This is a genomic window from Heyndrickxia faecalis (genome assembly GCF_040267745.1).
GTDB classification, from domain to species: Bacteria; Bacillota; Bacilli; order Bacillales; family Bacillaceae_C; genus Weizmannia; species Weizmannia faecalis.
Genome location: NZ_CP158453.1, coordinates 741820 through 757445, shown reverse-complemented (window position 1 = coordinate 757445; position 15626 = coordinate 741820). Strand labels below are relative to the sequence as shown.

The following is a 15626-nucleotide window of genomic DNA, read 5'->3' as shown; positions in this document are numbered from 1 at the left end:
TCGTCCGAGTTGAATCGTTTGTAGATCGGGTTGAACTATTTTAATATAAAAAAGATACGACATCAATAAGGAGGAGTCCCCATGGTAAAAACATTATCGCCGCGGGAAGCGCAATATGATATCGATCCAGTCTATTTGGAAAGATGGTCACCGCGTTCTTTTTTGGAAAAAGAAGTACCGGAAGAGGTGCTTTTGAGCCTGTTTGAAGCAGCACGCTGGGCGCCGTCCGCTTATAACCATCAGCCTTGGCGCTTTATTCTTGCACGTACAAAGGAAGACAGGGAAAAAGTTCTGTCGTTTCTCGGGGAATACAACCGGATGTGGTGCAAGAACGTCCCCGTTTTTGCGCTTATTCTCTCGAAAACAGAAAATGAAACCGGCCCGATCCGTTCGCATGCTTTTGATGCAGGGGCCGCGTGGGGATACCTCTCCCTTGAAGCCGTCAGAAAAGGGCTCGCTACGCATCCGATGACAGGCTTTGATTTTGAAAAAGCACGTGAAGTATTGAACATCCCGGCTGATTATGCAATTGATGCCCTTATTGCCATCGGATACCGGGGTGAAAAAGAGGCGCTGCCTCCTTCCCTGCAGGAAAGAGAGACGCCTTCTGCACGCAGGCCTGTGAAAGAATCGGTTTTCGAAGGAAGTTTTGGAAATCCGGTAAAATAAGGAACCGGAGCATGATCAAAACGGCAACGGACCTTGGGTAAGCGGTTTGCGAATGGAAAGGGAAGGAAACGAATCAAAGCGGTAAGCTTGGCTTGCCGCTTTTTTAATGTTTTGTTCACAAATGTGAAATATATCACAAATTCTTGACAACTGTCCGGAATCCATTGTAATTCCGTTGCAAACGCTGTATTCTAAAAATGTAAGATATGTGAAGAATTTCACATGTTATCATCATTTATCCTAAGGGAGATGTTAAAAATGAAATGGTATCATGATTCCAAAGTCAGCATTATCTGGGCAATCATCCGTATTTGGCTCGGCATTCAATGGCTTGAAGCAGGTTTGCATAAATTGACGGGAGGGTTTGATGCTGCTGGATTTTTAAAGGGGGCACTGGCAAAAACGGCTGGCGAAAATGCCGAAGTTCAAGGCTGGTACGCAGCGTTCCTCACCCATTTTGCCATACCGAATGTCCATGTTTTTAATGTGCTGATCCCTTATGGGGAAGTACTAGTTGGCCTCGGCCTGATCATCGGGCTGGCAACCATCCCGGCTTTAATTGCAGGCGCGTTTATGAACCTGAACTTTATGCTTGCCGGCACAACGAGCACCAACCCGGTCCTTTACACCGTCGCCATCATTCTGCTGTTTACAGGCAGTGCATCTTACTACTGGGGACTTGACCGTATCGCCATCCCGGCAATAAAAAATTATTTCCAAAACCGGGCCCATAAACCACGTCCTGCCCATTAACCGGTTCATATTAAAGCAAACCTTTTGCGGGTTTGCTTTTTCATTTTGGCTTTAAACTGTTTAATTCCGCATGCAAGGGGAAAAGTACAAACATACGAAAAAAGAAGGGATGTGGTGGATCATGAAAAAATCGATGGCCATGACAGCAGTCGCTTTAGGTGCTGCCTACTTGTTGCGGAATAAAAGATCACGCAGCAAACTGATGAACCAACTGTCAAATTTTGCAGGCGCGAAAAAATAAAAAATCCCGGCCTCCCAAAAACGGGAGCCGGGGTTTTTTATGCAGCCGGTTCACATTCCTGACCGGGACTTTTATACTCGTGTCTCCACCGGTCTAAAACATACAACGTTTACATCTGCCAAAGGCGGTTAAAATTTCCAAAACCAGGTGAAATTCTCGTCTCCCGCCGGCTTAAAATATCCCGCGTTTACATCTACAAAGCTGGTTCGAGTTTCCAAACAAATAATTTTATGATCATTTCACCGCGGTAAAATTTCCGGACCGTGTTTTTTATACTCATGTCTCCACAGGTCTAAAACATCTGGCGCTTTCAACTGGAAAAGACAGGTAAAATTTCTAATCAAATTATTTTGATGGCCATTTTACCCGGGTGAATTCTCGTCTCCAGCCGGCGCATACATTTGTCAAAATCGATTACAATTTCCAAACAAATATTTTTATGATTATTTCACCGCGGCCCCGGCTTAAATAACCGGCGTTTACATTTGGCGAAAACGGTTAAAATTTCTAAACAAATATTTTTCCGCCCGAAACTTCCGGGCCAGCCGGCTTCAAATTTCTAAGCAGCGGGGTTGTCTTGATAGATTTTTCTAGCCCATCTATTTGTTTCGTCAAGCTTATCAATCCAAACCGGCACGCGTCCAAACCAGGCCATTATTTACATTTTTTTCAAAAGCGGTGTTTGTTTCAAAGCGGACAAGTCTTTTGCCCCGATTCCGAACATTGCAATCTTCAGCTCAAGCTCTGTTTGTTCATAAGTAGAAAGCAGTGCATCCACTGAATGGACGGCATCATGCAACAGCTTTCTTCCAAATCCCGCCAAGTCAGCTCCGAGGGCGATAGCTTTGGCGGCATCCACTCCGTTTTTCAAGCCGCCGCTTGCGACCAAAGTACCTTGAAGGCCAAGGTTGCGGGCTTGGGTGATGCACGCCGCCGTCGGGTTTCCCCAGCCGGAAAATGCCTCTGCTGCCGCTTTTTTCAACGGATCGGACGTTAAATATTTTTCCACCTGGCTCCATGATGTCCCGCCTGAGCCGGCAACATCGACAAAAGAAACGCCAACGGAATAAAGCTTTTCGGCGAGGCGGCCGTTGATGCCCCACCCGACTTCCTTGCAGCCGACCGGCACTTCTAGGCGGCTGCAAAGGTCTTCAATTTTCACAAGCAGATCTTTAAAATTCGTATTGCCGCCTTTTTGAAAGACTTCCTGTAAGGAGTTGAAATGCAGGATTAAAGCATCCGCCCCGGTCAGTTCCACGATCCGGCGGCACTCGTCAATTCCGTAGCCATAATTCAACTGGACGGCACCGAGGTTGGCCAAAACCGGAATATGCGGCGCGACATCCCGCACTTGAAACGTATACGCCTGTTCCGGGCTTTCTAACGCAGCCCGTGTTGACCCTAACGCAAACGCCCAGCCTCTTTTCTCCGCCGCCTGCGCCAGGTTCCGGTTAATGGTGCGGGCCTGAGCAGTGCCACCGGTCATGGAGCTGATCAAAAACGGGGCTTTCAACGGCTTACCGAGAAAAGTCGTTTCCGTCGAGATTTCTTCAAAATCTAGTTCAGGCAGCGCCTGATGCTCAAAACGATATTTTTCAAAGCCGGTTGTGGTGTCTTTCCCGGCAACATTTTCCTCAAGCACAACGCGGATATGTTCCGCTTTCCGCTTTGATATAGATGATTCTTCCATTTTTCACTTCACCTTTCGTATGAGAGCCATATCTTCCTGTATCGGTTTACATTCCTTATAGAAGCCGCTTCTGCTGCTTACCCAGCATTTTCATTAAGCTTTTTATGACCTCATCGCCTCTGCGAATTTTTTTGTAATCAGCTGCGGCCTTGTAATGGCTGAACCCACCACAACTGCAAACGCCCCGAATTCGAGCGCTTTTTTCGCTTCAGCCGGCGTATCAATATGCCCTTCTGCAAAAACGGGAATCGTTAAAGCGTCCACAAGCTTCTTGAGCAACGCAAAATCGGGCTCTCCCTGTTTCGGAGAATAGGAGGTGTAGCCGGAAAGCGTCGTGGAAACGCAATCCGCACCGAGCCTTGCTGCCTGCAATCCTTCTTCCTCTGTGGAAATATCGGCCATCACCGGGAGACCGGCTTCATGGATATATCCGATTAAACCGGAAAGCGTTTCGCCGCCCGGGCGTTTCCGGCCGGTCGCGTCAAGCGCGATCATATCCGGTTTTACGGCAAGCAGTTCGTCAATTTCTTTTTTTGTTGGAGTAATATACACTTCCGAACCTTCATAATCCCTTTTGACAATGCCGATAACAGGCAGCCCTGTTTCCGCTTTGATGGCCCGGATATCTTCAGCGCTGTTTGCCCGAATGCCGGCCGCTCCGCCTTCTTTTGCTGCAAGCGCCATTTTCGACATGATGAACGGACTGTGCAAAGGTTCATCCTCCAGCGCCTGGCATGACACAATCAGCTTTCCTTTTACCTTGTCAAACATTCCAAATCCTCCAATATCCGTTTAGTCCTCGTCTTTGATGTCCGGATCTTCCGGAAGCGGTTCATTCAGCCATTCTTCCACAAGTTGCCTGTATTTTTCGAGCTGTTGCAAATAGATATCAAACTGATCCCGGTTAATCAAATACTGTTCTCCATCATGCACGGCGCGTATGCGTCTTTGCAAGATCAATTTTTCAATCACCGGTTCCGGCAAAGACAGATATTCCGCTGTTTCCTGAATGGTTAAATACATTGCAGGCACCCCGATTCATCTTTTTTTGAAATACGGAAAATACAACGAGGCTTTCAATCCCGGATCATGTTCACTATACAAAATGACGCCGGGTTAACAATAGAAGCGGCCAGATTACGCCATTTTATACCAGCCCGTGTGCGGAAAAAGCGGTACAAAGGTCAGTCCTGAAAGGATCCCGGATGCCGCAACCGTTCCGGCACAGGCTTCTAAGATGATTATATCATGCATGGAGTTGATGTTCTTCCATCCAATACACTTCCCGGATATTGATTTGCCTGCGGAGTTTGCGGGCCGTCTCCCTTGAAATTTTCCCCCGTTCAAACAGCGCCTGTACAGCGTTTCGTTCGGCCTGAAAAGCCTTTTCCTGCAGCTCCCTTTCCATCTGGGTATACTTCAGGGATGCCTCCATATTTTTCGGCCTGCTCAAAATTCTGATAAACTTCCGGTATTCGCTAATGACTAGAAACGAAATTTCCCTGTTTTCCTCTGTCATCCCAGATTTAATGGCCCGGATCGCCGCTTCCGCCATTTCAATTTTAATTTGTCTGATTTTCGCATAGCGGTTAATCCGCTGTTTGCGGCGTTTTTCCTTATTCGGGTAAAAGAGGAAAAGAAACCTGGGGGCGCCTTTCCGGAAAAGGGTCCATAAATTCAAAAACCTGAACTTCATTTTATCGGTAACGGCAATTTCCATCCGGTGAATATATTCAAGGAACAAAAAAGCCATCTCTTGGTCAATGCGTTTTGATTTCATCAAAGCATTAATATATTCTGTTTCCGCCTCCAATGCCTTCATCCTGGTCTCCGTTTCAATCCGTTTGAATTCAAGTGAATCTATTTCACTTTCTTCCGCTTTCAATTGATGCAGCATATTTTGATAGTTGTCAATCACAGCCGCTGCCGCTTCCCGGTTCTCGTCATTCACTTCCTCACGCACAGACTGGATTGCCGCTTCCCCGATAAAGATTGAAGCATTTTTTTCCGCTTTCCGTTCTGAACGGTCCGCCTCATTTCCTTCCCGCCTCGCCAAAAGCGGCAGGAACACACTTGCGATCACAAGCGTCAGCAGGATGACACCGGCCGCAATAAAAATCAGCAAAGAACGTTCTGGAAAAGGCGCTCCGCTTGCAATGGTGTACGGAATAGAGAATGCGCCGGCCAGCGTGACCGCCCCCCGGACGCCAGATATCGTTGTAATCGCCGTATGCTTTAGGGAAGGCTTTGCAAGGCGCTGTTTTTTTGATTTCCATCCGGCCCACCACACGGCGTACACCCAGAGAAACCGGAGCAGCAAAAGGGCGGCCGTGACCACAATGATATACAAAATCACCGTGCCGTTATTAAAAGCCGAGCTTGTCCAAATTTCGCCGAGTACAGCCGGCATTTGCTGGCCCAAAAGGACGAAGACAAGGCCGTTTAAAATATAGGCTAAAACCGTCCACGTGCTGCGCGAAACGATCTGGTAGGAAAAATTCGGCGACTGTTCCCGTTCACGCTCAACAGCATGGACCATTCCGCCGGCGACAACCGCCAAAATGCCGGATAAATGAAAATGTTCCGCAGTAAGGTAAATGAAAAACGGAGTTAAAATTTGGATGAGCATATGGACCGTGACATCTTCCATCCCGAGGCGGCGAATCAGCACCCTGAAGCGGATAATGAAAAATGCCAGCAATGCCCCGCCTAAAAAGCCGCCGATCGAGATGAGCAAAAAACTGCCACTGGCTTCAGCAAGCGAAAACGACCCGGTGACCGCTGCCGCAATCGCAAATTTAAATGCAACAAGGCTGGATGCATCATTTAACAGCCCTTCTCCCTGCAGCAGGTTCATGATCACGCGCGAAATTTTTACCCGCTCCGAGATGGCGCTGACCGCTACAACATCGGTCGGGGATAGAATGGCGGCCAGGGCAAATGCGGCCGCAAGCGGGAGTGAGGGAATCATCAAATGGGTGATATACCCAACCGCAAACACCGTGACAAAAACAAGCCCGAGCGCAAGCAGCAAAATCGGATTTCGCAGTCTCCACATCGCTTCGCGGGATACATTTCTTCCATCATGAAACAATAGTGGCGCGATAAATAACACGAAAAACAATTCCGGTTCAAGCGGGACATGCGCCCCAACCGGCACGGCTGCAAACGCAAGGCCGAGGGCAATCTGAATAAGCGGCACCGGAATAAATGGGATAAAATGATTTAAAATGTCGGAGATGCCAACAAGTAAAAGTAAGATCAATAAAATCAGAAACATGTTCATATGGAATATTTTCCCCTTATTCTCTTTGTCTTATGTCTATTAAATCCACTAATACAACTATACCCAAATATCCGTAAAAAGCATGTAAAAAAACGAGCTGTACCGAAATTTTTTGGCGAAGATGGCAATATCTTGATGATTTTATGTTAACGCGGACCGGCCGATGCTTCAATCTTTTACCTGCTGAATCGGAAAATAATAAACACCGTGCGAACTGTTTTCGCAACGGAAGTCAGCACCAGTACAAGCGATTTGGCCGGACCTGTTAAAAAATGTCAGAAATTAAAAAAAGACCGGTCAGAAATACCGGTCTTTTTTCGCTTTCCAATTAACTTTATATCCAAAATATCTTTCACTGCATTAACCGTTTTTCTGTGCAACAGGCCGTTTCCACATCCCGAGAATCAGGCCGGAAACAATGGCACCAATAATAATGGAGACAAGGAACAAGATTGCATGGTTGGCAAGGAATACAACGAAAATCCCGCCGTGCGGAGCCGGTATGTTAATATGCCAGAATTGCGTCAGCCCGCCGGCTATCGCCGAACCAACAATGCTTGAACCAAGGACACGGAGCGGATCGGATGCCGCAAACGGGATCGCCCCTTCTGTAATAAAGGACAGCCCGAGCACATAGTTTGTAATGCCTGCTTCTTTTTCCTGATCCGTAAATTTATTTCTGAAGAACGTGGTGGCAAGCGCAATCGCAAGCGGTGGAACCATCCCACCGGCCATTACAGCAGCCATCATCAGGCCGTTCGTGTTGCCGCTCGAAGTAAATACCCCGATCGCAAACGTGTAAGCCGCTTTGTTGAACGGGCCGCCCATATCGATGGCCATCATGCCGCCCAGAACGATACCAAGCAGGACAGCATTGCCCGTGCCAAGGTTATTCAAACCACCGATTAGACCGGTGTTGATCCATTTGAAAATCGGGTCAAAAATATAGTACATCAATCCGCCGGTAATCAGGAGGCCTAAAACCGGGAAAATCAAAATCGGCTTTAATCCATTCAGCGCCTGTGGCAGCCCTGCAAATACTTTTTTCAAAAAGACGATAATATACCCAGCAAGGAAACCAGCTGCGAGACCACCGAGGAAACCGGCATTCGAGCTAGACGCAAGATAGCCGCCGACCATACCAGGCATGAGTGCTGGGCGGTCACCAATGCTCGATGCGATAAACCCGGCAAGAATCGCAATCAAGAAGTGGAATGCCCCTGTATCGCCGCCTGCAATCGCACTCAGCATTTTAAAAATCGTGTTATGTTCACCAGCTGTTCTTTCAATCAGGAACGAAATCGCAAGCAAAATCCCGCCGCCAACAACGAATGGCAGCATGTGCGAAATCCCGTTCATCAAATCTTTGTAAATGGTTCCCCATACCGACTTTTTCTCTGCCGGCTCATCGTCATTGCTGCGGTCCGTGCTGTCTGCATGGTAAACAGGCGCATGCTGTTCCAGTACCCGGTTGATCAAATCTTCCGGCTTGCGGATGGCATCGCTGACAGGCGTTTGCAGCACGCGTTTGCCGTTAAAGCGCGCCATTTCAACTTTCTTATCGGCTGCGACAATGACCCCGACAGCACGGTTGATTTCATCTTTTGTCAGTTCGTGCTTAACACCTTCCGAGCCGTTTGTTTCCACCCGGATCGGAATGCCCATTTCTTCCGCTTTTTTCTTCAACGAATCTTCTGCCATATACGTATGGGCGATCCCGGTCGGACAGGCGGTAACAGCAACGATCAATTTGTCATCCGAACCATTGCCGGCACCCGTTTCCGCTGCTTCTTTTCCTTCTTTTTCCGCTTGTTTTTCATCGAACAGCCTCGCCACTTCAGCCGGCGTTTCGGCCTGTTTTAATTGCTGTACAAACTCCTGGTCAATCAAAAGCCTCGACAATGCTGCCAATGTTTGCAAATGCGTATCCGCTGCGTCTTCAGGCGCTGCAATCATGAAGAATAAATAGGATGGCTGGCCGTCCAGCGCCTCGTAATCGACGCCTTTTTTGCTGCGCCCGAATACGACTGTCGCTTTATTGACCGCTTTTGTTTTTGCGTGCGGCATGGCGATTCCGTCGCCGATTCCTGTACTCGACTCCTGCTCGCGTTTTAAAATCATTTCTTTAAAAAGAACCGGGTCATTGATGCGGCCGCTTTTTGACAGGCTTGCAATCAATTCGTCAATTGCTTCTTCTTTTTTCGTCGCCTGCATATCCATAACCATGGTCTCCTGGACCAATAAATCGGTTATTTTCATTTTATTTCACTCCTTTTTCCAGTACAGAAAAACAATACCTCTTATCATGACATCCAAACCGGATGCCTGAGACAGCCATTTGTTATTTTGTTTCAACTGCGGGCTTTTATCATGGCGGAGGAAAAACTTTTTTATGCGCCGCTTTGCTCACATACCACCTTCGTTTTACTTAAAATGGAAGATTTTAAGGAATCCGGTAATTCATCCGTGATAATAGAAGCCTCCGAAATGTCAAACATTTTGCAAAAAGCTACTTCCTGAAATTTGCTACTGTCTGCAAGCACATAACACTGTTCGGAAAGTTCTTTTGCCCGCCGCTTGATCAATGCTTCTTCCGGGTCCGGCGTGGTAAAGCCCATTTCAGGGTCAACGCCGTTTGCCCCAAGAAACGCTTTGTCAAACCGGAAGCTGTTTAATGTCTGCATGGCAACGCTACCGATCACCGCCCTTGTCGTCCGTTTCATCATCCCGCCAAGAAGGTAAGATTTAATTTTTTTCTCGACAAGTGCTTCCACATGCGGGAGCCCGTTCGTGACAACGATTACATTATTCCCCTCTATATAAGGGATCATTTCAAGCGTGGTCGTTCCGGCGTCCAGGTAAATGCAGTCATTGTCATTGATCATTTTTGCCGCTAATTGGGCGATGATTCTTTTCTGTTGAACGTTTTTGAGCGTTTTCGTTTCCATATCCGGTTCTTCACTTCTGCGTTGCAAAAGCGATGCGCCGCCGTGGATGCGCCTGAGCAAATTCATTGCTTCCAGGTCCTGGAGATCGCGCCTGACCGTCGATTCTGAAGCATTAAGCAGGTTAACCAGCTCCTGCACTTTTACGATATGTTTTTCTTGCAAATGCCGCAAAATGATTTGATAGCGTTCTTCTGCTAACATCCTTCATTCCTCCGTCTGATGATATTTTATCACATAGTTATTCATAATCAACCGTTTTCAATCAAAAAATATCATTTTTCTTCAAAACACATCATATTTCTGTCACATTTTGTCGATACAGCTCTATTTTACTTGTTATTCCCCGAAAATTGAACGTTTTTGAAAAAGTATGGATGATAGGATGAAAAGGTTTTCTTATCTGCAAAAATAAGTTATGATGGAATTGTGCTTGTTATATTTTTCACAAAAAGAGGAGGCATTTTTATGACGAAAATCATTACCTCTCCAAGCAAGTTTATACAAGGCCCCGATGAATTGTCCAGGCTTTCGGCGTATACGGAAAGGCTTGGCAAAAAAGCATTTATTATTGCGGATGATTTTGTCACCGGCCTTGTCGGCAAAACGGTTGAAGAAAGCTATGCCGGCAAAGAAACGGGGTATCAAATGGCATTATTCGGTGGCGAGTGTTCTAAACCGGAAATCGAACGGCTTTGTGAAATGAGCAAATCCGAGGAAGCCGATGTCGTTGTCGGAATCGGCGGCGGAAAAACATTGGATACCGCAAAAGCAGTCGGGTATTACAATAACATTCCGGTGATTGTCGCGCCGACCATCGCTTCCACCGATGCCCCGACAAGCGCCCTGTCTGTTATTTACAAAGAGAACGGCGAGTTTGAAGAATACTTGATGCTGCCGCTGAACCCGACTTTTGTCATTATGGATACGAAAGTGATTGCCTCTGCCCCTGCCCGCCTGCTCGTTTCCGGCATGGGAGATGCGCTTGCGACGTATTTTGAAGCGCGCGCCACTAAGCGGGCAAATAAAACGACGATGGCAGGCGGGCGTGTTACGGAAGCGGCGATCGCGCTTGCAAAACTTTGTTATGACACGCAAATTTTGGAAGGTTTAAAAGCAAAACTGGCAGCGGAAAAACATCTTGTTACGGAAGCAGTGGAAAAAATCATTGAAGCGAATACTTATCTGAGCGGAATCGGTTTTGAAAGCGGCGGCCTTGCTGCGGCACATGCGATCCATAATGGGCTTACCGTGCTCGAAGAAACCCATCATATGTACCACGGCGAAAAAGTGGCATTCGGTACCCTCGCCCAGCTGATTTTGGAAGATGCGCCGAAAGCGGAAATTGAAGAGGTGGTCTCCTTCTGCCTGAGTGTCGGACTTCCCGTCACGCTCGGGGATTTGGGCGTGAAAGAACTGAATGAGGAAAAGCTCCGAAAAGTGGCTGAACTTTCCTGTGCGGAAGGCGAAACGATTTATAACATGCCGTTTGAAGTCACCCCTGACCTTGTGTATGCAGCAATCGTCACTGCTGATTCCGTAGGGCGGTATTATAAGGAAAAATGGGCATGATGGCAAAAAGGCTGCTCCCGGTTCCGGGACAGCCCTTTTTTGGAATTTCACTGTAATCCAGTTGTACAGATTTTTTCTTCCAGCTCGTCTTTTTCAGCTGCTGATAACAGGTTTTCAGCCATTGGAAACAGGACGTTTTCTTCTTTGAAAAAATGGCTTGTGAGCAGCTCATACATTTGAACGATATAGGAAGCAAGCATTTCGGCCTGGCCTTCATCCATGATTTTTGTGCCATTCAAGAAAATCTCAATATATTTTTCTGCTTCATCATGCTCGTATTCCATCACGGCGATCGGCCCGTTTTCGCGTCCAATGTAGCGGGCCATCATGGTAAACAGCACATTTTCTTCCCGTTCGGCATGGTGTTTCAGCTGTGCGGAAAAGGATTCAGTCCCTTTCCGCAGCGCGCCAAGGGCTTCTCTTTTATTTTTGAGTTCACCGTTTATTATCTGACCTGCCGTTTCATACAATGCGCGTTTTCGTTCATTCAAGTGCCCATGCTCATTTTTCAACTGGTTGAGGCCTGCGCACAATGCAACATCAGTCCCGCCGCTAATCATGGCACAATGTGGCATTTCCATGTTAATTCCCTCTTTCTTTGCCATTTCCTTTATTTTAAACAAGATGGCGTAAAAATGGCGTGATGCAGATCATAGTTTGCAAATTTGTCTTATTTGGCAGAATCCGTTCAAGGCGGTCCAAATAGAGAGAATTGAATTATCTACCATATGAAAGTACACTCAATATAGAGAAGAAAAAATGGGATAAGGCCGAATACTGTTGTGAACTACCCACCACTTATCAACCTTACGGTTTGATTGAAGTGGGGGCTTCTCGACTTATCGTTGCTTTTACTAGCCAACGAAAACTGACCGAGCTAACCCTCTTGTTCCAAGAGTTTTGTTACTTATGATAACGCTAATAAGCGTAATCCCTCATTTTTGATATTGATTGCTGAATTGTGATCGCGATCTAATACAAAGCCGCAAGAACATTTATATACACGTTCAGATAATGGCATTTCTTTTTCCTTGCCGCAACATGAACACTTCTTAGTGGAGGGAAACCACTTATCAATTTTCACAAGTTGTTTCCCTTGTTCTTTTAGCTTATACGCTAAGAAAGTAGTGAACATCCCCCAGCCGTTATCATGAACGCTTTTCCCAAAGTGAAGGGCTTGAGACATCCCTTTCATGTTCAAGTCCTCAATCACGACAGCATCAAAGTTAGAAGCTAATTCTTTTGACTTATGATGAAGAAAATTCATGCGTTGGTTCGCCACTTTCTCATGTAACTTAGCCACTACTAGTCGTTGCTTGTTCCAACGTGCAGAACCTTTCTTTCTTCGAGAAAGAATTCGTTGTGCTTTTGCTAATTTATCTAAGGCTTGCCGATAGTAACGTGGGTAATTGGCTTTCTTACCCTGTTCACTCTCGACATATAGACCATCCATAGCAAAATCCAAACCAACAACTTTCTGTATTTTAACTGGACGAATATCTTTCTCATATTCTGTCAAAATTGAAATGTAGTATTTGCCTGTCTTTGTTTTAGAAATAGTGCAAGATTTGATTTTATAATCAGCAGGTATCTCTCTATGCTGTTTCATTTTTATTGGCTTTTTGATTTTTGGCAGTTTGATATGACCATTTTCTAGCTTAATATTTCCGTTGACCATATTAGTTGTATAGGATTGTTTTGCTTTACGATTTTTGAACTTTGGAAAATCCGCATTTCCTTCAAAGAAATTCTTATAAGCAGTCTGTAAGTTCATTTGTGCATTGCCAAAGCTAAAGAATCCACTTCTTTTAGGAATGGAAATTCACTTTTATATTTTGCAGGAGTCGGAAACTTTTGCTTTTTAAGCGATTCTTTATCATCCTTGAACTTTTCATACGTTTCTTTGCGTTCAGCTAACATCTTATTGTAGACAAAGCGAACACAACCAAATGTCTTAGCTAATAATGCGGATTGTTCTTTGTTTGGTAACAAACGAAACTTGAAAGCTTTGTTTTGCTTGGCCATATCAATTCACCTCACTTTGTGTGGAAAAATTTCGTATGTGTAAAATTTTACTCGCAGGGGCAGATGAGTGGAAAAAAATAGGAAGACACTCTATCATCTAAATGTACACCATGAAATGAACATCTAGAGAGAGGTCTTCCCATGGATATTATATCAATAATTGCTGGATTATTAAAGGATACAAAGAGTCTTATTGAATTTGAAGAACAGGTTAAAATTCTGATGCAAAAAGTTTTTACACAATGAGTTGGGGACGTATTTGAGAAGTTAGATCAAACGATTAGACTGAAGAAACAGGCGGAAGGCTGGCAGTACTGCCGGAGTGATTACAGGAGCGTTCAGTTTCTATTTGGAAGTGTGAATTTTAAACGCTCATTCATGCATGACAAGAGAGGGGGTTCGCATTACCCTCTGGATGAATGCTTGGGGCTGGTACCACATCAGAGATACAGCCCGTTAGTGGAATTGAAGGTGGCAGAGCTGGCAAGCGAGAACACCTATCGGAAGGTAGCTGATGTTTTAAAAGAATGGACAGCAGTGAGCCTTAGTCACACAACTGTAGGGAAAATGGTGAAACGCGTAGGAAAAACACAGGCGGAAGCTGACAGGGCACTTGTAGAAGAGTTGGAAGTAGCTGCCTCACTGCCTGGCGGGAAGAAGGTAGACTATCTGTTTTCCGAGGCAGATGGTGTATTTGTCCGGGGACTGAAAAAGAAACAGAGTATGGAAGTCCACCACGCCATTCTCTATGAGGGATGGGAAGCCAATGGCAAAAGGGTCTCCCTGCGTCAGCCAACAGTTATCATGACGACGGAAGCAATCCAGACATTTTGGGATGAAGTGCAAGCCAAAGCTGCCAACACCTACTCTCTTGAAAAAGCGCATGTCATTACAAACAGCGATGGAGGTGCAGGGTATACAGCTGAACGGTTTCAAACAGCATTCTCACAGTCGGAATTTCCGGTGCTCAACCAGCTGGATACCTACCATGTTGCACAAGCCATCGTAAGGACATTCGGGGGCGGAAAGAGCGAGATCAAAGAGCAAATTAGAAAAGCGATTAGAACGCATGACCTAGACCAATTCACATTGTATTTGGATACGCATGAAAGCACATTGACGGATGAAAAGAGCCTTAAGAAAGTCAAGGAGTTTCGTTCGTACATCCTAAAAAACTGGGACCGCATTTTTGACTGGAGGGACAAGGTAGAGAACGTACCGGAAGGTGCGAGAGGCCTGGGGGCAATGGAATCAAATCAAAGGCATATCTCATTCAGAATGAAGAAAAGGGGGATGCATTGGAGTAAAGCTGGCGCCGAAGCCATGGTAAAGGTGAAACAGGGCATGCTTAATGGGACATTGCAGGAAACCTATCTGAAACACCGTTCAAGAAGCGCGAGAAAGCAACGGAGCTTGCAACAATCCATCAGGATGTCTCAACTATTCAAGCAGCCTGTACGCCCGTCAATCGGCGTAAAGCACGGATCAGTTTCCCTGCATTCAAGCCGTTCATCGGCAATGGGGCATTTAAGCAAAATATTAGAGCTTTCGTTTTAAGCCTGGTATGTGGGGGACTGATCGTTGATGCGCGCGAAATTTACGAGACTCCTGCGGGAAAAGCGGGCCAGGAGAGACCCCGCAGCGAGGTACGAGCGAGGAGGCTCGCCGGCCGCCCGCGGAAAGCGAGTGAATTTCGCGCGCATCAACACACCCGTTATCAATCCATACGAAAGTGTACAAAAAGAGTGTCTTGGAATCCCGATATTTAAACCTTATCGAGAAAAACTTGACACATACAAAATTTCGTACATATTGATTATATCGTAAAAAATCCGTACAATCAATATGAGGTGATAATCATGAGAGAAGAGAAAGAACGTGTAGAAATTCATATGCCTAAGACGATATTAGAAAAATTGGAGCAATATCAAAAAGAAAATGGGATTCCAACTAGAACAGCCGCAATCTTAGAATTGTTGAGAAAAGGATTGGAAAAATAACTTTGGCTAAAGCCAACCGAAATTCATCTCCCACCTACTCATTGGTGCGATTCGCACCTTTACATTCCTTGAGGATGGGAGACTTCTTTCGGAAAGCCGTTAAAAAAGACAGCCTGCCTGTAAGATGCATCACGAAAAGCCAAAAGCCGAACCGTTAAAACTATTTTAGAATGGGGCTAATCCAATTGAAGAAAAAGAAGCAGGAAAAGGGACAGGAAGATTTTGGAAGTGTGATGTTTTACTGTAAACGTTGCAACAAGACTTTCGATATGGAATGGGAAACGATTTGGGATATGCAGGAGTTGACGCACGGCTATGTCGGGTATCATTTGTATGACACCTATATTTGTTGCCCGGATTGTGGTGAACTCGCTGAAGCACTGGAGCAGCCCGGCCCGAATCCATTTTAAAGAAAGGTGCCTGCCTCCGCCGGCGGGCACCTTTC

General features: G+C 45.9%; 12 protein-coding genes and 2 pseudogenes. 6 read left to right on the top strand and 8 right to left on the bottom strand.

Translation table 11 applies throughout. The features are described from left to right. Nucleotides 1–81: 81 nt before the first annotated feature. Together ABR335_RS03485 and ABR335_RS03480 are read left to right on the top strand one after the other, a co-directional pair. Complete coding sequence (locus ABR335_RS03485) at nucleotides 82–669, top strand: nitroreductase family protein (RefSeq protein WP_061086396.1); 588 nt, start codon at nucleotides 82–84, stop codon at nucleotides 667–669. A gap of 258 nt (nucleotides 670–927) precedes the next feature. Beyond that, nucleotides 928–1422: a DoxX family protein gene (locus ABR335_RS03480; RefSeq protein WP_026684585.1), complete on the top strand. Its 495-nt coding sequence runs from the start codon at nucleotides 928–930 to the stop codon at nucleotides 1420–1422. An 899-nt stretch (nucleotides 1423–2321) separates the two neighbouring features. Here ABR335_RS03480 and fni read toward each other — a convergent pair. The 6 genes from fni to ABR335_RS03450 form a co-directional block, all read right to left on the bottom strand. Further along, nucleotides 2322–3353 carry a type 2 isopentenyl-diphosphate Delta-isomerase gene (gene fni / locus ABR335_RS03475; RefSeq protein WP_017552104.1) on the bottom strand — a complete coding sequence of 344 codons (1032 nt, stop codon included), beginning with the start codon at nucleotides 3351–3353 and terminating at the stop codon, nucleotides 2322–2324. Between the two features lie 102 nt (nucleotides 3354–3455). Further along, on the bottom strand, nucleotides 3456–4124 hold the full coding sequence (locus ABR335_RS03470; RefSeq protein ID WP_026684584.1) for an N-acetylmannosamine-6-phosphate 2-epimerase: 669 nt from the start codon (nucleotides 4122–4124) through the stop codon (nucleotides 3456–3458). A gap of 21 nt (nucleotides 4125–4145) precedes the next feature. After that, on the bottom strand, nucleotides 4146–4376 hold the full coding sequence (locus ABR335_RS03465) for an excisionase family DNA-binding protein (RefSeq protein ID WP_013860408.1): 231 nt from the start codon (nucleotides 4374–4376) through the stop codon (nucleotides 4146–4148). Between the two features lie 223 nt (nucleotides 4377–4599). Further along, the gene (locus ABR335_RS03460) at nucleotides 4600–6639 is read right to left on the bottom strand and encodes a Na+/H+ antiporter (RefSeq protein WP_350346582.1); all 2040 of its coding nucleotides are present in this window, start codon (nucleotides 6637–6639) and stop codon (nucleotides 4600–4602) included. 360 nt (nucleotides 6640–6999) lie between these two features. After that, on the bottom strand, nucleotides 7000–8898 hold the full coding sequence (locus ABR335_RS03455) for a PTS fructose transporter subunit IIABC (RefSeq protein WP_035183655.1): 1899 nt from the start codon (nucleotides 8896–8898) through the stop codon (nucleotides 7000–7002). 131 nt (nucleotides 8899–9029) lie between these two features. Beyond that, nucleotides 9030–9788, bottom strand: a complete 759-nt coding sequence (locus ABR335_RS03450; protein ID WP_350346581.1) for a DeoR/GlpR family DNA-binding transcription regulator — start codon at nucleotides 9786–9788, stop codon at nucleotides 9030–9032. 264 nt (nucleotides 9789–10052) lie between these two features. Between ABR335_RS03450 and ABR335_RS03445 the strand changes: the two genes are divergently transcribed. After that, nucleotides 10053–11156: a glycerol dehydrogenase gene (locus ABR335_RS03445; RefSeq protein WP_017552109.1), complete on the top strand. Its 1104-nt coding sequence runs from the start codon at nucleotides 10053–10055 to the stop codon at nucleotides 11154–11156. A 47-nt stretch (nucleotides 11157–11203) separates the two neighbouring features. On the opposite strand, the gene ABR335_RS03440 is transcribed toward ABR335_RS03445, so the two are convergent. Next, nucleotides 11204–11737 (bottom strand): hemerythrin domain-containing protein, encoded by a 534-nt coding sequence (locus tag ABR335_RS03440; RefSeq protein ID WP_350346580.1) that lies wholly within the window; start codon nucleotides 11735–11737, stop codon nucleotides 11204–11206. A 326-nt stretch (nucleotides 11738–12063) separates the two neighbouring features. After that, nucleotides 12064–13181 (bottom strand): annotated as a pseudogene (locus ABR335_RS03435) (RNA-guided endonuclease InsQ/TnpB family protein). Nucleotides 13182–13322: 141 nt separating this feature from the next. Here ABR335_RS03435 and ABR335_RS03430 point away from each other — a divergent pair. The 3 genes and pseudogenes from ABR335_RS03430 to ABR335_RS03420 all read left to right on the top strand — a co-directional run bounded on the left by ABR335_RS03430 (nucleotide 13323) and on the right by ABR335_RS03420 (nucleotide 15591). Then, nucleotides 13323–14738: pseudogene (locus ABR335_RS03430) on the top strand (ISLre2 family transposase). A gap of 302 nt (nucleotides 14739–15040) precedes the next feature. Continuing rightward, nucleotides 15041–15181 carry a ribbon-helix-helix protein, CopG family gene (locus ABR335_RS03425; RefSeq protein WP_013860635.1) on the top strand — a complete coding sequence of 47 codons (141 nt, stop codon included), beginning with the start codon at nucleotides 15041–15043 and terminating at the stop codon, nucleotides 15179–15181. 185 nt (nucleotides 15182–15366) lie between these two features. Beyond that, nucleotides 15367–15591: a hypothetical protein gene (locus tag ABR335_RS03420; protein ID WP_350346579.1), complete on the top strand. Its 225-nt coding sequence runs from the start codon at nucleotides 15367–15369 to the stop codon at nucleotides 15589–15591. Nucleotides 15592–15626 lie beyond the last annotated feature (35 nt).